Source organism: Pseudomonas floridensis, from assembly GCF_002087235.1.
GTDB lineage: Bacteria > Pseudomonadota > Gammaproteobacteria > Pseudomonadales > Pseudomonadaceae > Aquipseudomonas > Aquipseudomonas floridensis.
In genome coordinates this window covers 124,540-147,052 of record NZ_MUIO01000002.1, presented here as the reverse complement: position 1 = coordinate 147,052, position 22,513 = coordinate 124,540, and the positions used below count along the sequence as shown (strand labels likewise).

At 59.5% G+C, this 22,513-nt stretch carries 17 protein-coding genes; 7 read left to right on the top strand and 10 right to left on the bottom strand.

Annotated features, from left to right (window positions below; all coding sequences use genetic code 11):
- Window positions 1-171 precede the first annotated feature (171 nt).
- Both BZK31_RS00750 and BZK31_RS00745 read left to right on the top strand, forming a co-directional pair.
- Window positions 172-3,057, top strand: a complete 2,886-nt coding sequence (locus tag BZK31_RS00750; protein ID WP_167377808.1) for a putative bifunctional diguanylate cyclase/phosphodiesterase — start codon at window positions 172-174, stop codon at window positions 3,055-3,057.
- A 186-nt stretch (window positions 3,058-3,243) separates the two neighbouring features.
- A complete protein-coding gene (locus BZK31_RS00745) occupies window positions 3,244-3,798 on the top strand; it encodes a hypothetical protein (protein ID WP_083180846.1) in 555 nt (184 codons plus the stop codon).
- A gap of 98 nt (window positions 3,799-3,896) precedes the next feature.
- Here BZK31_RS00745 and BZK31_RS00740 read toward each other — a convergent pair whose 3' ends face one another.
- From BZK31_RS00740 to BZK31_RS00705, 8 genes are all read right to left on the bottom strand, one after another.
- Window positions 3,897-4,835 (bottom strand): carbohydrate kinase family protein, encoded by a 939-nt coding sequence (locus BZK31_RS00740; protein WP_083180845.1) that lies wholly within the window; start codon window positions 4,833-4,835, stop codon window positions 3,897-3,899.
- 25 nt (window positions 4,836-4,860) lie between these two features.
- Window positions 4,861-6,342 carry a xylulokinase gene (gene xylB, locus BZK31_RS00735; RefSeq protein ID WP_083180844.1) on the bottom strand — a complete coding sequence of 494 codons (1,482 nt, stop codon included), beginning with the start codon at window positions 6,340-6,342 and terminating at the stop codon, window positions 4,861-4,863.
- Between the two features lie 18 nt (window positions 6,343-6,360).
- A complete protein-coding gene (locus BZK31_RS00730) occupies window positions 6,361-7,833 on the bottom strand; it encodes a mannitol dehydrogenase family protein (RefSeq protein ID WP_083180843.1) in 1,473 nt (490 codons plus the stop codon).
- 18 nt (window positions 7,834-7,851) lie between these two features.
- Window positions 7,852-8,958 (bottom strand): ABC transporter ATP-binding protein, encoded by a 1,107-nt coding sequence (locus BZK31_RS00725; protein ID WP_083180842.1) that lies wholly within the window; start codon window positions 8,956-8,958, stop codon window positions 7,852-7,854.
- 31 nt (window positions 8,959-8,989) lie between these two features.
- The gene (locus BZK31_RS00720) at window positions 8,990-9,823 is read right to left on the bottom strand and encodes a carbohydrate ABC transporter permease (RefSeq protein WP_004884895.1); all 834 of its coding nucleotides are present in this window, start codon (window positions 9,821-9,823) and stop codon (window positions 8,990-8,992) included.
- A 10-nt stretch (window positions 9,824-9,833) separates the two neighbouring features.
- On the bottom strand, window positions 9,834-10,766 hold the full coding sequence (locus BZK31_RS00715; RefSeq protein ID WP_083180841.1) for a carbohydrate ABC transporter permease: 933 nt from the start codon (window positions 10,764-10,766) through the stop codon (window positions 9,834-9,836).
- An 84-nt stretch (window positions 10,767-10,850) separates the two neighbouring features.
- Window positions 10,851-12,173 (bottom strand): ABC transporter substrate-binding protein, encoded by a 1,323-nt coding sequence (locus BZK31_RS00710; RefSeq protein ID WP_083180840.1) that lies wholly within the window; start codon window positions 12,171-12,173, stop codon window positions 10,851-10,853.
- A gap of 239 nt (window positions 12,174-12,412) precedes the next feature.
- Window positions 12,413-13,318 (bottom strand): AraC family transcriptional regulator, encoded by a 906-nt coding sequence (locus BZK31_RS00705; protein WP_083180963.1) that lies wholly within the window; start codon window positions 13,316-13,318, stop codon window positions 12,413-12,415.
- A 130-nt stretch (window positions 13,319-13,448) separates the two neighbouring features.
- Here BZK31_RS00705 and cobF point away from each other — a divergent pair, with 130 nt between their 5' ends.
- A complete protein-coding gene (gene cobF / locus BZK31_RS00700; protein ID WP_083180839.1) occupies window positions 13,449-14,207 on the top strand; it encodes a precorrin-6A synthase (deacetylating) in 759 nt (252 codons plus the stop codon).
- Between the two features lie 7 nt (window positions 14,208-14,214).
- On the opposite strand, the gene BZK31_RS00695 is transcribed toward cobF, so the two are convergent.
- Window positions 14,215-15,486 carry a glycosyltransferase gene (locus BZK31_RS00695; protein ID WP_167377816.1) on the bottom strand — a complete coding sequence of 424 codons (1,272 nt, stop codon included), beginning with the start codon at window positions 15,484-15,486 and terminating at the stop codon, window positions 14,215-14,217.
- A gap of 52 nt (window positions 15,487-15,538) precedes the next feature.
- Window positions 15,539-15,904 carry a response regulator gene (locus BZK31_RS00690; protein ID WP_083180838.1) on the bottom strand — a complete coding sequence of 122 codons (366 nt, stop codon included), beginning with the start codon at window positions 15,902-15,904 and terminating at the stop codon, window positions 15,539-15,541.
- A gap of 332 nt (window positions 15,905-16,236) precedes the next feature.
- Between BZK31_RS00690 and BZK31_RS00680 the strand changes: the two genes are divergently transcribed.
- The 4 genes from BZK31_RS00680 to BZK31_RS00665 are packed head-to-tail and all read left to right on the top strand — an operon-like array spanning window position 16,237 to window position 22,400.
- Window positions 16,237-19,743 (top strand): response regulator, encoded by a 3,507-nt coding sequence (locus tag BZK31_RS00680; RefSeq protein WP_083180836.1) that lies wholly within the window; start codon window positions 16,237-16,239, stop codon window positions 19,741-19,743.
- Between the two features lie 49 nt (window positions 19,744-19,792).
- Window positions 19,793-20,614, top strand: coding sequence for a CheR family methyltransferase (locus tag BZK31_RS00675; protein ID WP_167377807.1), 822 nt, complete (start codon window positions 19,793-19,795; stop codon window positions 20,612-20,614).
- Window positions 20,611-21,225 (top strand): chemotaxis protein CheB, encoded by a 615-nt coding sequence (locus BZK31_RS00670; RefSeq protein ID WP_083180834.1) that lies wholly within the window; start codon window positions 20,611-20,613, stop codon window positions 21,223-21,225. The genes BZK31_RS00675 and BZK31_RS00670 overlap by 4 nt, the downstream gene beginning before the upstream one ends.
- Window positions 21,219-22,400, top strand: a complete 1,182-nt coding sequence (locus tag BZK31_RS00665) for a hybrid sensor histidine kinase/response regulator (RefSeq protein ID WP_083180833.1) — start codon at window positions 21,219-21,221, stop codon at window positions 22,398-22,400. Before BZK31_RS00670 ends, BZK31_RS00665 begins: the two co-directional genes overlap by 7 nt.
- Window positions 22,401-22,513 lie beyond the last annotated feature (113 nt).

Below are 22,513 nucleotides of genomic sequence, written 5' to 3'. Positions count from 1 at the left end.
CGTGGGCGTGGTTTAGTGCCGCAGTGACGCATGTATTCGACGCATTCAACGAGCGGGCTTGCAGGTACAATCCTTGCAGTACAATCACTGCAATAATGTGACAGCGCACTTTCCACCTGTGGTCAGCGGCGTCAATTATATTCGCCGTCGGTTTCTGAATCTGGTGTTTACATGACAGTACCTCCTCTGGCCCCCAGCGTTCGTCAATCGTTTGGCAGCGCAGATGAATGCGCCGGTTCGATGGATCGTCGCGATCGGCATGCCAGTCATCAGGCCATCGACGAGTTGCTGGCCGCAGCACGCCTGCAACTGCCCGATATACCGTGGGCCATCTACGTTGCCGGTGAGCAGAAGCGCTTGCTGGGGCAAAGCGATTTTCCTCACGACTGGCCGGAGCAGATTCCCGTTGACCATTTCGAGACGTTCTGCAGTCACGGCCAGGTTCATCGCTGGATGACGGGCAGGGGCGAGGAAGTGCTGGGCTGGCTGCTCGCACCTCTGGCCGAAAAGGACAACCCGGCGCTGGGAGATCTGGCGCTCAGGCTGGGTTCGCGGTTGCAGAGCGCCGCCCTGTCCAGAGCGCAGAATACCCAGCGAGTGCTGTATGAAATCAGCTTTCTGGCCAGTTCCACCCATGAGCGCAGCACGCTTCTGCATGGCATCCATCAGCAGCTCGGTACGTTGATCGATGCCGAGAACTTCTACCTGGCCTTGTACGACACTCGTTCCGGCAAGATCACCTACCCCTACTATATTGACCGTTTTGACGACGAAGCCATGGCACCCGAGACGTTCGAGTATCTTGATCCTTCCCGGATTTCCATGACGGGCTACGTCCTGACGCAGGGAGAGTCGATGTTCGTCGATGCTGCGGGCATCGCGGAGGCCGAAGCGCTTGGACGGTTCACCTGCATGGGGCGTCGTCCGGAGTTCTGGATGGGCGCACCGCTGAAAAATGCGTCGGACGAAGTGTTCGGCATGGTCGCGATGCAGGTCTACGACGTCTCCCGTGTCTACAGTGTGCAGGACAGGGCGCTGTTCTCGGCCGTGTCCCGGCACGTGGCGATGGCGATGGACAGGCTGCTGCATCGGGCCCATCTGGAGCAGACGGTGCTGCTGCGCACCCAGCAGTTGTCCGCCGCCAACGATGCCCTGCGTCTGGAAGTGGCCGAGCGCGAACGCGCCGAGCATTTGCAGAGCGCGCTGTTCCAGATTGCCGAACTCTCCAGTCGCCCTGGCGACATGAACGAGCTGTTCCAGAGCCTGCACGAAATCGTCGGTGAGTTGCTGGTAGCGCTCAACTTCTACATCGCGCTTTACGACAGTTCGACTGGCGAAGTGACCTTTCCCTATTATGTGGACGAACGCCTGACGCAGCCGCCCGCGCCCCGGCGTGGCCAACGCGGGTTCACCGAATACGTAATACGCCAGCGCTGCCCCTGTCTGATTGACAGTGAAGAGGCTTTGAGGCTCGAGGCTGTCGGCGAGATCGAAGTGCAGAACCAGATCAATCGCTCTACCTCATGGCTGGGCATCCCGCTGTTCGAAGCCGAAGACGTGCGCGGTGTTCTGGTGGTGCAGAGCTATTCGCGGCATGTGAGTTACACCCTGCGTGATCAGGAGTTGCTGACCTTCGTATCGCGCCACATCGATACCGCGCTGTCACGCCGCAGTGCCGCCGAGGCGATTCATACCGCCAACCTGCGTCTGGAAGCGCGAGTGCTTGACCGTACCCGGGAGCTGGACCAGCTCAACGCGAGATTGCAGCACGAAAACGTCCACGATTCACTGACCGGACTGCCCAACCGCAGCCATTTGCAGCAGCAGTTGCAGGTGGCCTGGCAGGACTTCTGTAATCATGGCCGTTCATTGGCGGTCATGTTCATCGACCTGGATCGCTTCAAGATCGTCAATGACAGTCTCGGCCATCACTGCGGAGACCTGTTGCTGGTTCAGGCGGCTCAGCGTTTGCGCAGTTGCATGCGCGACGGTGACCTGCTGGCGCGCCTGGGAGGCGATGAGTTTGCGGTGCTGGGCATGGGGGCGCGATTGAGCGAGGGCGTCGCGATCGCCCAGCGCATACTGACCGCGTTCGAGTCGCCTTTCGTGATCGACGAACACACGGTATTCACCTCCTGCAGCATCGGCGTCGTAGGTGCAGACGGTCAGTTTCACAAGGAACCGGCGGACCTGTTGCGCGACGCCGACACGGCGATGTACACCGTCAAGAACGGCGGACGGGATGGCTGTGCGGTGTTCAACCAGGCGCTGCGTCGGCAGATGTCCGATCAGATGGATCAGGAAGGCGCCCTGCGTACCGCGCTTAAGCGTACGGATCAGCTGATTCCCTATTTTCAGCCCATCACCTGCCTGGAAAGCGGCAGGCTGCTGGCGCTGGAAGCGCTGATTCGCTGGCGGCAACCTGATGGCGAGGTCGTCACTCCCGAGCGCTTTCTACCCGCGCTGGAAGGGCTGCGCCTGATTGGCCGTCTGGACCTGTACATGCTCAGGCAGGTGATTGCGATTCTGGCCGATCCGGCCAATGCACATCTGCCGCCGGTCCATGTGAACTGCTCCAGCTACAGCATCACTCGTCCGGCGTTCGCGGGCGAGGTGCTGGCGATGCTGGCGGAGAAGGGCGTTGCGCCGGCCAGACTGTGCCTGGAACTCACCGAAGGCGCTCTCGTCGCAGAGCCGGAACAGGCGCGGCTGTCCATGAAGCAACTGGCGGATCAGGGTATGTCGGTGGTGCTGGATGACTTCGGTGCAGGCTTTTCCTCACTCAGCTACGTGCATCAGTACCACTTCAGCGGGTTGAAGATCGACAAGTCGTTCATCTTCGAACTGACCACCAGTGTGCGCAGCCGGGCCATCGTGCGGGCAATCGTACGCATGGCCGAGTCTCTTGATCTGACGGTGGTCGCCGAAGGCGTGGAGGACCAGCAGACCCTGGAGCTGCTGCGCGAGATGGGCGCGGGCCAGGCCCAGGGCTATTACTTCGCGGAGCCGGTTCCGCTTGAGCATTTGCAGATTGGCCATGGCCAGACCGCCCACTAGCGGCGACGGATTGTCGGCAACTCTTTGCCGCGATTGACGGTTTCGACGTCGCGAAGGGTCACGCGTCATGTTTCTGTCAATGTCGTCACGTAGCAACGTTCGGAAAATCATGGGCTTACGCGGATATGGCTAATTGGCACCCCTTTTGCTGGTGCACAGGTGCATCACGTCATCAGGAGGTGAAAGATGATCATTGGCAACATTGGGCTCGAACAGCTGGTTTCCCGTGCTGTTGGAGCTGTCGGCCGCAAGAGCCTGGGCGATGTGTCGCAAGACAGCTTCGGCGCGATGGCCGCTGCGGGTCTCGGCAACGGGGCGTTACCGGTTACGTCGCACACCGGCACAGCTGTGTCCACGGACGACACGCAGAACAACGGCGGCTACAACGAGTCGTTCGCACGGATGATGGTCAATCTCAAGAGCGCCGCTGACACGTCGCTTTCCGAGAAGACGGCAGATCGCGACAACGGTGTCATCGGCTCGGCGACCGGGGCTGGTACCGCCGGTAGCGCTTCGACAGGTTCGGTCCAGCAGTTCATGGACACCCTGAAGCAGACCGCCGAAGAGAAAGTGCGTGAAAAACTCACGGGCATCAGCCAGCAACAGTACACGGCAATGACGCCTGAAGATCAGTTGACGATTGATCAGAAAGTCCAGGATGCTCTCAAGGACAAGCAGAATGATGTTGTGGATGACATCAATACGCGTATCCGGGGTATCAAAGCCGGATTGCTGGCCTGACGCTTTTCTGATGCACAGACGCTTTCGCGAGCAGGCCCGCTGCCACTGATATGTGTGACAGCGCGCCTTGTTCGTGGGGCTCTTTTACCGGGCGTTCTTTAGCCCAGCTGAGCGCGATAAGGCAGATCCGGACCTACCCGGGTACACGTCAGCGCTGCCGCCGATAGGGCGAACTCCAGCATTTCATTCAATACTTCTTTTGAAAGGCTCGACAGGCTTTTTGGCGTGTCCAGTTGGCGCTCGCCGAGAAAGGTCAATAGCGCGGCCTGGAACGTATCGCCCGCACCCACCGTATCGACCGTCACCACACTCTTGGCCGGTATCGACCAGGTGCCGTGCTCGCGGGTGAAGATACTTGCGCCTTGGGTGCCGCGGGTCACGATCACCAGATGGGTGTGCCGGTTCAGCCAGCCCTCGGCAACCTGCTGTGGGTCCCGATCTGGGTACAACAGGTGCAAGTCTTCATCGCTGACTTTGATCAAGTGCGCATACTCGGCGAACGCGGCGATCTGGCTGCGCCAGCGCTGGATATCGGGTGCCGGGTTGAGCCGCACGTTCGGGTCCAGTGAAATCATTCGCCGGCCGCTTTCGCGGGCAACCAGAGCCAGCAGCGTGTCGGCAATCGGCTGTACCACCAATGAAAAGGACCCCACATGAATGCCGTGAACCGTGTCGTCCAGCCGGGGCAGATGCTCCAGGCGCAACTGCCGGTCCGCACAGCCTTCACCCCGGAAACTGTAAGTGGGTGAGCCGTCTGCGCCTACCGCCACCATGGCCAGCGTGGTCGGTGCTTCGACATCGATAAGGTGGTCGGCGCTGACCTGTTCCTGCTCCAGCACGGCGCGCAGGCGACGGCCCAGGTAATCGGTGGACAGACCGGCGAACAGGGCCGCTTCGGCGCCCAGCCGACGCAAGCCAATGGCGACGTTGAACGGTGAGCCGCCAGCGATGGCGTCAAACCCCAGCTTGTTGAGTGCGCCATCCTTGTCAGCGCGGGTAAAAATGTCGAACAGGGCTTCGCCGCAAACCAGAAACATAAGTGCTCCGTGAAAAAAGGCAGGTTCAAACTGCTCGTAATTGGTCTCGATAACGCTGATAGACCTGTTGGTAAGCGCCCACGTTCTGTGCAATCGGACGTGTTTCGCTGGCAGGGTCCAGGCGCACGCACCGTTCGCACAGCGCCTTGAGATCGGCGGGCTGATCGCTGGCGGTCGAGCAGCACCAGGCCGCCTGTATCGCCGCGCCCAACGCCGCTGCTTCTGCATAACCGGTGCAGATGACGGGGGTGTCCATGATGTCGGCAACGATCTGCCGCCACACGGCGCTTTTCGAACCGCCGCCGATCAGACGAATTCTCTCGCTCTTGATGCCGCTGGCGCGCAGCAGGTCCAGTCCGTAACGCAGGCCGAAAGTGGTGCCTTCCACCGCAGCCCGGCACAGATTGGCCTGAGTCAGGTTGGTGCTGTCCAGGCCGAGAATGCTGCCGGTGGCGTCGGGCAGGGCGGGCACCCGCTCGCCATTGAGGAACGGCAGCATCAGCATGCCTTCCGCGCCGATGGGCGCGCTGGCCACCGCATTGTTGAACGCGGCGATGTCCAGTGCGAACAGCTCACGCAGCGCAGTCGTGGCATTGGTCAGGTTCATGGTGCAGATCAGCGGCAGCCAGCCGCCGGATGACGAACAGAAGGTTGCAACGGCCCCATGCTCACTGACCGCAGGTTGATCGGCAAACGCATACACAGTGCCAGATGAGCCCAGACTCATGGTGATCAGGCCTGGCTGAATGTTGCCGGTGCCGATTGCGCCCATCATGTTGTCACCGCCGCCGCTGGAAACCAGCGCCAGCGGATTGAGGTCCAGCAGGCGGGCGATTTCCGGGCGCAGAGTGCCGACAGCGTGGTCAGCGTCGAGCAAGGGCGGAAGCGCCTTTTCAAGACGGCCACTCGGGTCGATGTGCGCCAGTAGCGGCAGGTCCCATTCACGTGTGCGCACATTGAAATAACCCGTGCCCGAGGCGTCGCCGAACTCGGTGCGGCAGTGGCCGGTCAGCCAGTAGTTCAGGTAGTCATGGGGCAGCAGAATCTTGTCGATCCGCTCGAACAACTGAGGGTGCTGCTCCTTGGTCCACAACAGTTTCGAGACGGTGTAGCCGGGCGCGATGACCAGGCCCAGACGCTCCAGCGAGCCCTGTTCACCGCCTAAATGGTCAAGCAGACGCTGATTCTCCGGCGCGGTCTCGGTGTCGCACCACAGTTTGGCTGGGCGCAGCACCTGGCCTTGTTCGTCCAGCAACACCAGCCCGTGCTGCTGGCCGGAAACGCCGACGCCTTTGATCTGCTGTCCGGAAATCCCGGCTTGCGTCAGTGCGTCGCCGACCGCGTGTTGCAGCGCGGTCAGCCATTGCTGGACGTCCTGCTCGCGGCGGCCGTTGTGGTCGCTGATCAGGCTGTGGGGAGCCGAGCCTTCGCCCAGCACCTGACCGCTGTCTGCGTCCAGCACCAAGGCTTTGGTGCCTTGGGTGCCGCAATCGATTCCAAGAAACATAGGTGTCCCTCAGAGGCTCTAGGCCAATAGTTTTTTCAGGGTGGCGCTGACGCCCAGTTCACGCAGGTCGGCCAGGTTCTGTTCGAACGCGGCAACGAAGGGCGCGGACTGGGGGATGGCCAGGCCGAAGATTTCCTCGACCTGCAGCAAGCGTTTGGAGATCAAGGCATCGTCGGTGACCAGGCCCTGGCAAAACTCAGCGCGTGGGTCGGGAATTTTGTAGGTCACGCCGTTTTCGTCCACGCCTTTGAGGTACAGCGCCCAGGCGGCTACCACCAGCGAAGCGCGTTCGAGATTGCCTTGGTCGACGATCAGGCGATTGATGGTTGGAATCGTGAACTTCGGAAACTTCGACGACCCGTCCGAGCAGACCCTTTCCAACTGGTCGGCGATGGCCTGATTGGAAAAGCGTTCGATCAGCGTGTCCTTGTAGCTTTCCAGGTCGATGCCGGGCACCGATGCCAGTTGCGGGGTGACGTCAAGGTCCATGTAGGCGCGGATGTAACTCACGAACAACGGGTCATTCATGGTCTCGTGGACGAAGCGGTAACCTTTGAGAAAACCCAGATAGGTCAGGGCCAGGTGGCTGCCGTTGAGCAGCTTGATTTTCATTTCTTCGTACGGTGTCACGTCATCGGTGAACTGCACGCCGACGTGTTCCCAAGCCGGCCGGCCGTTGACGAATTTGTCTTCCAGTACCCATTGCACGAAAGGTTCGCAGACCACCGGCCAGGCGTCGTCGATGTGTTTTTCGTCTGCCAGCTTCAAGCGGTGTGCCGCGCTGGTCATGGGTGTGATGCGGTCGACCATGGCGTTGGGAAAGCTTACGTGTTCAGCCACCCAGTCGTGCAGATCGGCGTCGCGCAGAGCGGCGAACGACAGCAGCGCCTTGCGGGTCACCGCGCCGTTGTGTGGCAGGTTATCGCAGGACATCAAGGTGAAGGCCGCAGTCCCTTCGGCGCGACGTCTTGCCAGTGCCGCGCAGAGAAAGCCGAATACGGTTTTCGGGCTGTCCGGATTCGCCAGGTCGTGCCGGATTTGCGGCAGATGCGCCATGAACTGACCGTTGCTGTCATCGATGCAATAACCGCCCTCAGTGATCGTCAGCGATACGATACGGATGTCCGGGCTGCTCAGCTTGTCGATCAATGCCTGCGGACTGTCTTCAGCCAGCAGCATGCCGCTGATCGAGGCGATGACGCGGGTTTTGGTGTCCGGTGTGTCACCCAGCTCATAGAGCGTGTACAGATAATCCTGCTGGGCGAGGGCGTCCCGGACCGCACGGTCTTCGGGGCGCAGCCCGACCCCGCAGATGCTCCAGTCCAGGCCTTCGCCGGTGTTCATCAGTGCATCGGTGTAAAACGCCTGATGGGCACGATGAAAACCACCGACGCCGATATGGGCGATGCCTTGGCGCGTGTCGGTCGCCGAATAGGTCGGCAAATCGATATCGGCACCCAGGCGCGACAGGTTCTGTTTGTTCAATTTCATGACAGGACTCTCCAGGACTCAGGCGGCAACGGTCTGCAGGGCTTTGGGAATGACCAGGCCGTCAGCGTCGAACAGGTGGCAGTGGGCGCTGTCCAGGTGCAGGCTCAGTGTTTCGCCATATTGGCTGGCCAGGTCGCCGCGAATCCGCATGGTCAGCGCCTCGCCCGAACGGGTTCTTACGTGGCAGAAGGTGTCGCTGCCCAGTCGCTCACTGACGTCGGCAATCACCTGCAACTGGCAATCGCCGCTCTGGGCGATGTCCAGGTGCTCGGGGCGGATGCCCAGCGTCACTGGCGCGCCGACCGCCAGACCGGCGCGGCTGACGGGCAGGGTCACGGTGGTACCGGCATCGAGCTCGACGTCGCAGCTGCTGGCGTCGATCCGCCGGATGCTGCCTTTGAGGAAGCCCATTTTCGGTGTGCCGAGAAAACCGGCCACGAACAGGTTGGCAGGGTGGTGATACAGGTCCAGCGGCGAGCCGACCTGTTCGACCCTGCCGCCATTGAGAACCACCACTTTGTCGGCGAGGGTCATGGCTTCGACCTGATCGTGGGTCACGTAGATCATGGTCGCTTGCAGCTCCTTGTGCAGGCGCGACAGCTCTAGGCGAGTCTGCACGCGCAGCGCGGCATCAAGGTTGGACAGCGGTTCGTCGAACAAAAAGATCTTCGGATTGCGCACGATGGCGCGGCCAATGGCGACCCGCTGGCGTTGTCCGCCCGACAGCTGCTTGGGCTTGCGCTCCAGCAGCGGGCCCAGCTCCAGAATGCGCGCCGCTTCATCGACCTTTTTCTTGATGTCGGCCTTGTTGCCGCCCGCCAGATCCAGAGCGAACGACAGGTTCTTGCCGACGGTCATGTGCGGATACAGGGCGTACGTCTGGAACACCATCGCCAGATCGCGCTTGGCCGGAGTGACCTGAGTGATATCGCGACCATCGAGTTCGATGGTGCCGGAGGAGACCTCCTCGAGGCCCGCGATCAGTCGTAGCAGGGTGGACTTGCCGCAGCCCGACGGGCCGACGAAGACCACGAATTCACGGTCTTTCACGTCCAGGTCGATGCCCTTGATGATTTGATGACCGTCGAAGCCTTTTTGCAGATTTCTGATGCTGAGGTTAGCCATGATGGACTCCTTTTTATTCTGTGGGCCGGGGCTATTTGACGGCGCCGAACGATAGGCCGCGAACCAGTTGTTTCTGGCTGATCCAGCCGAAAATCAGGATAGGCGCGCACGCCAGTGTCGAAACTGCCGACAGCTTGGCCCAGAACAACCCTTCGGGGCTTGAGTAGGACGCGATCAGCGCGGTGAGCGGGGCTGCGGCGGACGAGGTCAGGTTCAGCGACCAGAACGCCTCGTTCCAGCACAGAATCAGCGACAGCAGCGCGGTAGACGCCAGGCCGCCCTTGCAGATTGGCATCAGTACGCGAAAGATTTCCTGGCGGGTGCTGGCCCCGTCCAGGCGCGAGGCTTCGAGAATCTCGCCGGGAATGTCCTTGAAGTAGGTGTAGATCATCCAGACCACGATCGGCAGGTTAATCAGCGTGTAGATGATGATCAGCGCCAGACGCGAATCCAGCAGGCCGAACGTCTTGGCCAGCAGGTAGATCGGCATCAGCACGCCCACCGGTGGCAGCATCTTGGTCGAGAGCATCCACAGCAACGTGCCGCGGGTGCGCTTGGTCTCGAAGAACGCCATCGAGTAAGCGGCAGGAATGGCCACCAGCATGCTCAGAATGGTCGCGCTGAACGAAATCAGCACCGAGTTCCAGGCAAAGTGGAAGTAGTCACTGCGCTCCTGAATGTGCAGGTAATTCTCCAGCGTCGGCGTGAAGAACAACTGCGGCGGCGTGGCGAAGGCGTCGATCTCGGTCTTGAAGCTGGTCAGTACCATCCAGAAGATCGGGAAAAAGATCAGCGCGGCGATGAGCCAGGACAAGGTCCCGAGCAGCAGGCTTTGCAGGCGACGTGATTGTTTGAGCGTCATCATGGCAAGGTCCTCATGACTTGTCGGTGAGGTTTTTGCCGATCATCCGGATCAGGACGATCGCTGCGATGTTGGCGATGACTACGGCGATCAGGCCGCCAGCGGATGCCATGCCGACGTCGAACTGCAGCAGGGCCTGGATGTAGATCAGGTAAGCCAGATTGGTCGAGGCAAAGCCCGGGCCGCCGTTGGTGGTGGTGAAGATTTCGGCGAACACCGACAGCAGAAAGATGGTTTCGATCATCACCACCACGGCGATAGGCCGTGCCAGGTGCGGCAGGGTCAGGTGCCAGAAGATCGCGATCGGTCCAGCACCATCGAGGCGTGCCGCTTCCTTCTGTTCCTGATCCAGCGACTGCATGGCGGTCATCAGGATCAGGATCGCGAAGGGGAGCCACTGCCAGGAAACGATGATGATGATCGACAGCATCGGGTAGTGGGCGAACCAGTCGATGGGTTCGGCACCGAAGAACTTCCAGACCGCCGCCAGTACGCCGGACACCGGGTGGAAAATCAGGTTCTTCCAGATCAGCGCACTGACGGTGGGCATGATGAAAAAGGGCGAGATCAGCAGAACGCGTACGATGCCGCGGCCAAAGAACTCGCTGGCTTCAAGCAGCGCCGAGATCAGTACGCCGAGTATGACGCTGATGGCCAGCACACTGCCCACCAGCAGCAAAGTGTTACCGGCACCCGGCAGAAAGCCGCTGTCAGTCACGAAGTATTCGAAGTTTTCGAGCCCGACGAACTCGTTGTCGCCGGGCGACAGCAGGTTGTAACGGATCAGCGAGAAATAAATGGTCATGCCGAGTGGCACGATCATCCACACCAGCAACAGGGCGACGGACGGGCTGACCAGAAACCAGCCCGGTTTGAAGCGACGGCTTTTGATCGGGGGCAGTTCGCCGGACGTGTCCGTACGAGCAGGAATGGCTGAGGTCTTCATGAGAGGCTCCGAACCGGATGACACATAGGTTGTGTCTGAAAGCAGCGAAGCGGGAAACCTGAGTTTCCCGCTTCCGTTGCGGGGTTACTTTTTGGCGTAACCCGCTCGTTTCATATCGCGTTCGGTCGAGGTCTGCGCATTTTTAAGGGCGCTGTCGACCGTCGCCTGACCGATCAGCGCCGCCGAGAACTGCTGACCCACGCTGGTGCCGATGGCCTGAAACTCGGGAATCGTCACCAACTGGATGCCCACGTAAGGCACCGGCTTGAGGGTAGGGGACTTGGGCGTGACGGCCTTGAGCGACTCCAGAGTAATGTTGGCGAACGGAGCGGCTTTCTTGTACTCATCGCTGTAAGTCGAAGCACGGGTGCCTGGCGGCACGTTGGACACGCCGTCTTTCTCGGCGACCAGTGCGGCGTATTCCCTGGAGGTGGCCCACTGCGTGAACTCGGCGGCGTCCTTGGCATTCTTGGCGCTGGCAGGAATCGCCAGGGCCCACGAGTACAGCCAGGCAGAACCCTTGTCGGTCACTTCATGCGGGGCGTAGGTGAAACCGACGTTGTCGGCGACCTTGCTCTGAGTCTTGTCGGTCACGAAGGAGCCCGCGACGCTGGCGTCTACCCAGATGGCGCACTTGCCGCTGTTGAACAGCGCCAGGTTTTCGTTGAAGCCGTTGCTCGAGGCGCCCGGCGGGCCGGACTGCTTCATGGTGTTGACGTAGAAATTGAGTGCGTTCTTCCATTCCGGCTGGTCGAACTGCGGGTTCCATTGTTCATCGAACCAGCGCGCACCATAGGCGTTGGCCACCGTGGTGATCAGCGCCATGTTCTCGCCCCAGCCAGCCTTGCCGCGCAGGCAGATACCGTACTGTTCCTTGGATTTGTCGGTGAGCTTGCCGGCGAACTCGGCGATCTGCGTCCAGGTTGGACGTTCGGGCATGGTCAGGCCTGCGTTTTTGAACAGGTCCTTACGGTAGTAGGTGATCGAGCTTTCTGCATAGAACGGCAGGGCGAAGAGCTTGCCGTCCACCGACAGGCCGTCGCGCACCGACGGGAACACGTCGTCGAGTTCATAACTGGCGGGCAGGTCCTTCATCTCCTGTAACCAGCCTTTGGCACCCCAGAGTGAGGCTTCGTACATGCCGATGGTCAGCACATCGAACTGACCGCCCTTGGTGGCGATATCGGTGGTCAGGCGCTGGCGCAGGACGTTTTCTTCGAGGACCACCCAGTTCAGTTTGATGTCCGGGTGCTTTTCTTCGAAGGTTTTGGAGAGGCGCTGCATGCGGATCATGTCGCTGTTATTGACCGTGGCGATGGTCACGGTGCCGGCCGTGGCAGTGCCACTGGCCATGAAACAGGTGCTGAGGACGGAACTGGCGAGCAGTACTTTTACTGAGGTCTTCATTGATCACTCCTCTTCCACGCCCAGAGAGCTGCAGAAGGCAGGTTATTGTTTTTGTCTCTTCCGGAGGCAGGAAGATGTGAACTGATTACAACGGCGTTCGGGATGAAAGACAAATCCTGCACTGCACTGTGACTGATACTTTTTTGCAGTGCGCTGACGGCCGCGCCTGTACCGCAAACGCCTTGCAACAGGCGTTGGCGAAGTCTGAGCGTAGACGATGGGTGGCGAGCAGGGGTGAATCAGTACAGGTTTTGTTCGGTGAGACGCTGGACGGCAAGACGTCGGTAACGCGACGGAGTCATGCCTTTGAGCTGCTGGAATCGTCGATTGAAGTTGGAAATATTGTTGAAGCCTGACTCGAAGCACACGTCGGTGACAGGCTTGTCGCCATCGGCCAGCAACTCGCAGGACTTGCTGATACGCAGACGATTGACGAACTCGACAAAGCAACGCCCGGTGGCCTGTTTGAATACCCGGGAAAAATAGGTGGGCTTCATACCCAGGTACTCTGCCACTTCTTCGAGCGGCAGTTCACGGCTGTAGTTGGCGAAGATGTAATCCACCGCCCGGTTGGTACGGTCCACGCTGTGCTCGTCGGCCGTCTGGGTGACCGCTGTGCCGGACAGCAATTGATAATCGTCACTGGCCGCCAGCAACTCCAGCAGGATAAAGAAGTGCCCCAGCCGGGTCATGCCGCTGGAGTCGGCGATTCTCTGCATCAGCTTCATCGCCTGACGGATCGTACGCTTGCAGCGAAACTCGATGCCGTAGCGGGCACGCTCCAGCAACGGCGCCAGCGTCTTGAGTTCGGCGAAGACCTGGTTGCCGCTTTCCAGCAGCTCGTCGGTGAAGTTGACCAGCATGTCGCGCTTGGGCACGACCTCGTCTTCATCGATCTGGCTGATCCAGTTGTGCGGCAGGTTGGGGCCGGTCAGGAACAGACTGGCCGGGTTGAAGTTGCCAATATAGTCGCCCACGAACACTTTGCCGGAACTGGCGACGATCAGGTGCAATTCATACTCTTTGTGAAAGTGCCAGCGCACCAGCGGACATGGAAAGCCGTGTTCGCGGTAAATGATCGACAGACCGTTATGATCGTCCATCAACTCGTAGGACGGGTCCGCAGTTCTTGTTGTTTTGATCATGGCGTGGCCGTTTGCAAAGGTTGCCAGGGCATTAATGTGCCTTATTTTTCGAATCATTGCCCGACCGAAACCGAAAAAACGCTTAGGATCGATCACTCGTGCAGTGAATTGCGAAACCGTGTGGAGCACCATGAAACAGATAGTGTTGATCGGTATGGGCGCCGGTGATCCGGAGCAGATTACTGTGCAGGCCATCAACGCCTTGAACCGGGCCGATGTGGTGTTCCTGCTCGACAAGGGCTATGAAAACGATGATCTGCTGCGTCTGCGCAAGGTCGTCTGTCAGCGATACATGACCGGCGATGATTACCGACTGGTGCAAGTCCAGGACCCACGCCGCGAGGACGATCAACAGTCCTACGAGCGAGGGGTCGAACACTGGCATGAGCAACGCGCGATGCTGTTCGAACGCTTGATCCAGGACGAGCTGACTGCCGATCAGGTCGGGGCGTTTTTGATCTGGGGCGACCCGTCGCTTTATGACAGCACTCTGCGCATTCTCGACCGGGTGCTGGCGCGGGGCAGGGAAGTCTTCGAGTACCATGTCATCCCCGGCATCACCAGCGTTCAGGCGCTGGTGGCGCGGCATCGTATACCGCTGAACCGCATCGGCGAGCCCGTGTCGATCACCACTGGTCGCCGCATCGCCGCAAGCCAGGAGCGGCAGCCGGACAACGTTGTGGTGATGCTCGACGCTCATTGCTCGTTCGAGCGTTTCGTGGGGCAGGGGCTGGATATCTACTGGGGCGCCTACCTCGGCACCCCGGACGAAATACTTATCTCAGGCCGGCTGGATGACGTCTGCGAGCGAATCAAACAGCTGCGCGCCGAGGCACGGGAGCGCAAGGGGTGGGTGATGGATACTTATTTATTGCGCAAGCCGGTCTGACCCTCGCTCACACCTTGCGATTCTTTGCCTCGATCCACTGCGCCATGTATTTGGTGCTTTTGTGGTGATGATGCCGCAGCATCGCGCCGGTGAAGTTTGCCAGGCGATGGTTCGGCAGGTCATCGCGCAGGGCTTCGATGCGTTCCATCAGGCTGGCGCAGTGTTGTTCATGGCGATAGCGGGCGTTGAGCACTGTCCACCCGGCGGTCTGTGCCTCCGTCCATAGCGCCTGATCCTGATAAAGGCGCACCGCGGCCTTGGCAATCAGTCCGGCATCGTGCTCGATCAGCCCTGGCCAGGGCAGTCCGCCGCTCATGGCCTCGGCGCCTATCGATGTGGTGACTGACGGCGTGCCGCACAGCATCGCATCGATGAGTTTGCCCTTGATGCCCGCGCCAAAACGCAGCGGGGCCAGACATACCCGCGCATTGGACATGACTTCAAGGGCATCTTCTGCCCAGTTCATCACATGAAAGCCCTGAGGCGGATTGTGCAAGGCTGTCGCTTTGGGTGGCGTATAGGCCCCGTAGACATGCAGTTGGGCCTGGGGAAGCTGTTGGCGAATCAAGGGCCAGATGGCCGTCTTCATCCACAGCACCGCATCCCAGTTCGGCGCATGCCGAAAATTGCCGATGCTCAGAAAGTGCGCTCGTTGCTCGAACGGCCTGGCGCTTTGCGGGATGTTATCCGGCATCAGCGGACACCAGTGCAACAGTGATGCAGGCAGACCGAACGCAGTAGTCAGCAGCTCGATTTCCACATCCGAAGTCATCAGGTTCAGGTCGCATCGATACAACGAGGCGACCTCGCGCTGCGCCAGATCGGTCCCGGCCATGAGCTGGAAGAGCTCGGGGCTGGACAGTTCCGACAGGCACGAACTACCACGTGCGGCGGACGCATCGTCGCTCAACCGATCTTTCAACCGTTGATGACGGGCGTGGCGCAGGCTCTGCAGATCCGAGGTCTCGAGTACGCGCAGGGCGTTCGGACATTGCTGTTCGACACGCCAGCCAAATTGCTCCTCGATCATGAACTGATCGAACAGGACGACATCCGGTTGCAGCGTATTGACGAACGTATCGAAGCTGCTGTTATTGAGCTCGATGCGGACTTCTTCAATGCCCAGGCTAGCCAGGTCGGCCCGGTGCTCGCCTTCGGTGGCAGGACTGGCAAAGGTAATCTGCCAGCCGTGTTCAAGGAAGCAGCGGATCAGTTGCATGACGTGCCCGCTGGCCGCCGAGGAACGCGGCTCGGGCCATACGTAACCGATGATCAGCAGACGCTGGCCGACAGGGCTGGAGACTGAGTGTTGCAGGCAGGGTGTGACGTGATCAGTGCTGGTCAAGAACGCTTTTTACCTTGTCGCGCAGGTCATCGATGGAGAACGGTTTGCCGATCGAATGCATGCCCGCGGGCACTTCGATATTTTCCGAATAGCCACTGGCGAACAGCACGGGCAATTCCGGGCGCAACTCTCTGGCTTTTTTGGCCAGCTCGGTGCCTTTGAGGTCTGGCAGACCCTGGTCGGTCATCATCAGATCGATATGAGCAGTGTCGTCCTTGAGGATTTCCAGCGCCGCCATAGCGTCTTCGGCTTCAAGCACCTTGTATTCCAGCTCTTCGAGAACGTCGACGATCAGCATGCGCACTATGGTGTCATCCTCGACTACAAGAATAGTGCTGGTTGCGTCCGGCATGGTTGACTCCTTAAAGCCGTAAAATAATGGTGATGCAAGAGGCGCCGCGGTTCGTGCGCTTTGCCGGTCAGTCCAAGGCTCGTGACCTTGAGCTGTCCGCTTTTAATACAGTCCCTGTATCAGTAAATAAAATGCACTCAGAAGTTCAATCCGATGCCGTTGCGTGCCTGTTCAGCATAGTAATACCTGATGCGAGCATTCCACAGACAGATCTGCAGGAGCTTATCGCCTATTTATGTGTGAAATTTCAATCCTATAAGTCAGAAATGAGAGTCTTTTTCATGGCTTTACGGCAAACTCTACGGTTTTGATCCAACCGCCAGGGATTTTTCATGAATCGGACGTCTGTCGTCGATGAACAACGCTTTCGCAAACTGCTGGGGCGTAACGTCGGTCTGCCGCTGGGTGTCGGCGTATTAAGTGCGGTTTTCTTCATTTTGCTGATCAGTTATCTGTTGTCTGCCATTCAATGGGTGGAGCACACGGATCGGGTCATCAACAACACCAACCGCTCGATGAAGCTGTCCATCGACATGGAAACCGGCATGCGCGGCTTTCTGCTAACGGGCGACCAGCATTTCCTCGACCCGTATGAAATCGCCAAGCCGCTGCTGACGGCCGAGTTGCAGGGGCTCAAGGCGCTGGTGGAAGACAACCCCACCCAACTGGACCGGTTTCGTCGCTTGCTGACCCTGCAGGATGAATGGAATGCCTTTGCGCAGGACATGATCAATCTGCGGCGTGCCAATGGCGACTATCAGACGCCGGTGCAGGCCGGGCGCGGCAAGCGTATTACCGATCAGATCCGCACTGAGTACGATCAGGCCGTCGAGATGGAGCAGCAATTGCGTCTGACCCGCAACGCCGAGGTCACGCGCAGCACCATCATGTCGGTGACGCTGTACCTGATTTTCGTGGTCATCGTCAGCGGCATTCTGGCCTGGATCGGTCGACGTGACCTGATGTCCTTGTCCGATACCTACAGCGAGAACCTGCGGCAGCAGGACATCAATGCCGAGCGCCTGCAGAAAGTCGCGTGGTTGCGTAACGGTCAGAGCGAACTGGCCGAGCAGGTCCTGGGGCAACTGACCCTGAACATGCTGGGTCGCAATATTCTGCAGTTCCTGGCTCGCTACCTGGGCGCGTCGGTGGCCGCCGTGTATGTGCGTCAGGAGCATGGCGGGCTGGTACGCGTGGCGTCTTACGGGTTTTCCCGTGAGCAGGAAGAGCGCGAGCAGACCATTCACAGCGATGAAGGCATTGTCGGGCAAGCGGCACGACAGGATCGGGTCATCAGCCTGAACGACGTGCCGGTCGATTACTTCAAGGTCAGCTCCGGCTTGGGTGAGGGCTCGCCACGCAGCGTTATCGTAGTGCCGACCAGCAACGACGATCAGGTCAATGGCGTGATCGAACTGGGATTCCTGCACGCCCTGACCGAGCAGGACGTCGAGTTCCTCGAATTGATCTCCGACAACATTGGCACCTCCATTGAGGCGGCGCGCTACCGCCAGCGTCTGCAGGAAGTGTTGGCCGAGACTCAGCAGCTCAATGAGGAGTTGCAGGTGCAGCAGGAAGAGTTGCGCACGGCCAACGAAGAGCTTGAAGAACAATCGCGGATCCTCAAGGAATCGCAGGCGCATCTGGAGACCCAGCAGGCCGAGCTTGAGCAGACCAACGAGCAGTTGGCCGAGCAAAGTCAGGCACTGGCCGATCAGCGTGACGCGCTGGATCGTAACAATGAAGAGCTCAATATTGCTCAGGTCGAATTGCAGGCGCGGGCCGATGAGTTGCAGCGCTCCAGCAAATACAAGTCCGAGTTCCTCGCCAACATGTCCCATGAGCTGCGCACGCCGCTCAACAGCTCGTTGATTCTGGCCAAGTTGCTGGCCGAGAACCCGACCGAGAATCTGACCGCCGAACAGGTCAAGTTTGCCGAGTCGATCTATTCAGCCGGCAACGACCTGCTGAACCTGATCAACGACATTCTGGACATCTCCAAGGTCGAAGCCGGCAAGCTCGAAGTGCGTCCGGAAAACAGCAGCGTGTCGCGTCTGGTGGACGGCTTGCGAGTCATGTTCCAGCCACTGGCTGCCGAAAAACGTCTGGATTTCACCGTGGAAATGCAGGCGGGCGCGCCCACCATGCTGTTCACCGATCGCCAGCGACTGGAGCAGATTCTCAAGAATCTCCTGTCCAACGCCATCAAATTCACCGAGTCGGGCGCGGTCAGCATGATCGTGTCGCGTCAGCCCGGTGCCGGCATCGCGTTCACAGTACGCGACTCGGGTATCGGTATCGCTGAAGAGCATCAACAGAGCATCTTCGAAGCGTTCCGCCAGGCTGACGGCACCACCAATCGTCGCTACGGCGGCACCGGGCTGGGCCTGTCGATTTCCCGTGATCTGGCGGCGCTGCTTGGTGGTTCCATCAGTGTCACCAGCGCGCCGGGGCAGGGCAGCATCTTCACCCTGGTGCTGCCAGAGCAGTACACCGAGCAGGCCGAAGATCTGACCGGCACCAGCAGGACCGCGGCCGTTTCGCTGCCGGTGGCGCCTTCGCCCGTGATCAGCGCGCCGACCTTGCCGCCGCTTGTCGAGCGGGATGAGGCGATTCCGGTGTTTGCCGATGATCGCGAAAAGGCGCCGTTCGACAAACGCTGCATTCTGGTGATCGAAGACGAGGTGCGGTTCGCGCAGATCCTCTTCGATCTGGCCCATGAGCTGGGTTATTACTGCCTCGTGGCTCACGCCGCCGATGACGGCTTCAATCTGGCCGCACGCTTCACCCCGGATGCGATCCTGCTGGACATGCGCCTTCCGGACCATTCGGGTCTGACCGTGCTGCAACGTCTCAAGGAGCTGGCACCAACCCGGCACATCCCGGTGCACGTCATCTCCGTCGAGGATCGCCAAGAGGCCGCCTTGCACATGGGCGCGATTGGTTATGCGGTCAAGCCCACTACGCGTGAGGAACTCAAAGATGTCTTCGCCAAGCTGGAGGCCAAGCTGACCCAGAAGGTCAAGCGCATCCTGCTGGTGGAGGACGATGCCTTGCAGCGTGACAGCATCGCCCGCCTGATCGGGGACGACGACATTGAAATCACCGCCGTCGGCTTTGCTCAGGAAGCGCTGGATCTGCTGCGCGACAACATCTATGACTGCATGATCATCGACCTCAAGTTGCCGGACATGCTCGGTGACGAGTTGCTGCGGCGCATGTCCACCGAGGAAATCTGCTCGTTCCCGCCGGTCATCGTCTATACCGGGCGCAACATGACCCGTGATGAAGAGGCCGAACTGATGAAGTATTCGCGCTCGATCATCATCAAGGGCGCGCGCTCGCCGGAACGCCTGCTCGATGAAGTGACACTGTTCCTGCACAAGGTCGAATCCCAGCTCTCCAATGAGCGGCAGAAAATGCTCAAGACCGCGCGCAGCCGCGACAAGGTGTTCGAGGCGCGCAAGATCCTGGTGGTGGACGACGACGTGCGTAACATTTTTGCCCTGACCAGTGCGCTGGAGCACAAGGGCGCGGTGGTCGAAATCGCCCGCAACGGTCTGGAAGCGATCGCCCGGCTCAATGAGGTCGAGGATATCGATCTGGTGCTGATGGACGTGATGATGCCGGAGATGGATGGCTATGAAGCGACCATCGAAATCCGCAAAGATCCGCGCTGGCGCAAGCTGCCGATCATCGCAGTGACTGCCAAGGCGATGAAGGATGACCAGGAACGCTGCCTGCAAGCGGGCTCCAACGATTACCTGGCCAAGCCTATCGACCTTGACCGTCTGTTCTCACTGATTCGCGTGTGGCTGCCAAAAATGGAACGTATTTGAATGAAGGCGGCCAAATCGAGCGTCTTCGATAACACTTCCGGGTTTGTCCATGCATCTTGATCGCAACGGCGAGATCGAGTTGAAGCTGCTCATTGAGGCGATCTACCTCAAGTACAGTTACGACTTTCGCGATTATTCCGGCGCTTCGGTCAAGCGCCGCGTGGCTCATGCCCTGCGCCAGTTCGATTGCAGCACGATTTCCGCGCTTCAGGAGCGGGTGCTGCACGACCCGGCCGCGTTCATGCAATTGCTGCAGATCCTCACGATTCCGGTCAGCGAGATGTTTCGCGACCCGTCACACTTTCTGGCGATTCGTCAGGAGGTGGTGCCGCTGCTGCGGACCTATCCGTCCATCAAGGTCTGGATTGCCGGCTGCAGTACGGGCGAGGAGGTGTACTCGATGGCCATTCTGCTGCGCGAGGAAGGGCTGCTGGAGCGCACCATCATCTACGCGACCGACATCAATCCCAGTTCGCTGGAGAAGGCCAAGCAGGGCATTTTTTCCATGGAGAATCTGCGTGCGTACACGGAAAATTACCGCAAGTCCGGCGGTCTGCGCGATTTCACCGAGTACTACACCTCGGCCTACGATTACGCGATTTTCGACAAGACCCTGCGTGAAAACGTCACCTTTGCCGACCATAGTCTGGCCACGGATAGTGTATTCTCCGAGACCCAGTTCATTTCATGTCGTAACGTATTGATTTACTTCAATAAAAAATTGCAGGATCGCGCTTTCGGGCTGTTCCACGATTCGCTTTGTCACCGCGGCTTTCTGGCGTTGGGCAGCAAGGAGACCCTGGAATTCTCGGCTTACGGCAACGCATTCGAAACCCTGGTCAAGCCAGAGCGGATCTACCGCAAGTCATGAAGACTACGTTTTCGCCTCATGCAATGGACGGTGCCCTGCCGGTCGTGGACGCGATCGTGGTCGGCGCGTCAGCCGGTGGCGTCGAAGCGCTGCTGAAGATTTTCAATGGACTGCGGCCGGGTTTCAGGTTGCCGATTCTGACGGTCCTGCACCTGCCGGATGACCGTCGCAGCCAGTTGGCTCATGTGTTTCAGAACCGCCTGGCGATACCGGTGAAAGAAGCTGATGACAAGGAAACCATCGTTCCCGGTACCTTGTACTTCGCGCCGGCGAGCTACCATCTCTCGGTCGAATCCGATTTCAGTCTGTCACTGAGTCAGGAAGACCGGGTGTTTCATTCCCGTCCGAGCATCGACATCCTCTTCGACTCGGCCTCTGACGCTTATGGCGCGCGCCTCGCGGGCGTGCTGCTGACCGGCGCCAACAACGACGGAGCGCAAGGATTGCTGCAAATCAAAAAGTATCGCGGTTTTACGGTTATTCAGGATCCTGCGCAGGCTCAGGCGAGTACCATGCCCGGGGCCGCCCTGGCGCTGCATTCGCCGGACTACCTCCTGTCCTTGAACGAAATTGGCCAATTGCTGGTCGAGCTGGAACGAATCGCATGCTAAGTGAAATCCAGGCAAAACTGCTGATCGTCGATGACTTGCCGGAAAACCTGCTGGCCCTCGAAGCGTTGATCAAGCGTGAGGATCGCCAGGTATTCAAGGCGCTTTCGGCCGACGAGGCGTTGTCGCTTCTGCTGCAGCATGAGTTCGCCCTGGCCATTCTCGATGTGCAGATGCCCGGCATGAACGGCTTCGAGCTGGCTGAATTGATGCGCAGTACCGAAAAGACCAAGAACATTCCCATCGTGTTCGTCAGCGCTGCCGGTCGCGAGCTCAATTACGCGTTCAAGGGCTATGAAAGCGGCGCGGTGGATTTCCTGCACAAGCCGCTGGATATTCACGCGGTCAAGAGCAAGGTCAACGTGTTCGTCGACCTGTTTCGCCAGCGCAAGGCAATGAAGCTGCAGGTCGAAGAGCTGGAGCGCAGTCGGCAGGAGCAGGAGATGCTGCTCAAACGCCTGCAATCCACTCAGGCTGAGCTTGAGCATGCAATACGCATGCGTGACGACTTCATGTCGATTGTCTCCCACGAGGTGCGCACGCCGCTCAACGGCCTGATCCTTGAAACCCAGTTGCGCAAGCTGCATCTGGCCAAGGGCAATGCGGCCGCGTTTACCCTGGACAAACTGGGCGCGATGGTCGAACGCGACGAACGCCAGATTCAAAGCCTGATCCGGCTCATCGAAGACATGCTGGACGTGTCGCGGATTCGCACCGGCAAGCTGTCCATTCGCCCCAGTCCGTTCGATCTCAGCGAACTGGTGGCCCAGTTGCTGGAAAACTTTTCCGCGCAGATCGCCGCTGCGAACTCGACCATCACGCTGTTGGCGGACGAGCCGGTCATCGGTGTGTGGGACGAGTTCAGGATCGAGCAGGTGATTGCCAACCTGCTGACCAACGCACTGCGCTACGGCGCTCGCAAGCCCATTGAGGTTCGCGTTTTTTGCGACGGCGGTCAGGCGAATGTCGAGGTCAGGGACCAGGGCATCGGCATTACCCCGGAAAACCAGAAGCGCATCTTTCAGCAGTTCGAGCGCGTATCCGCCAACCACGCGGTCGCGGGATTGGGATTGGGGCTGTTCATCTCCGAGCAGATCGTCATGGCACATGGCGGACGCATCGAAGTCGAGAGCGAAGAGGGTAAAGGCTCGGTTTTCCGCGTCTGCCTGCCTCAATAATCAGACAACAGCTGCCCAGGCAGATGGCATTACGGAATTATCGTATTTCCCTCGCAACCTCCGATGAGTGCCGTGGTCGTATTGGCAGCTATCTATAAGATCAAAGGCAGTTC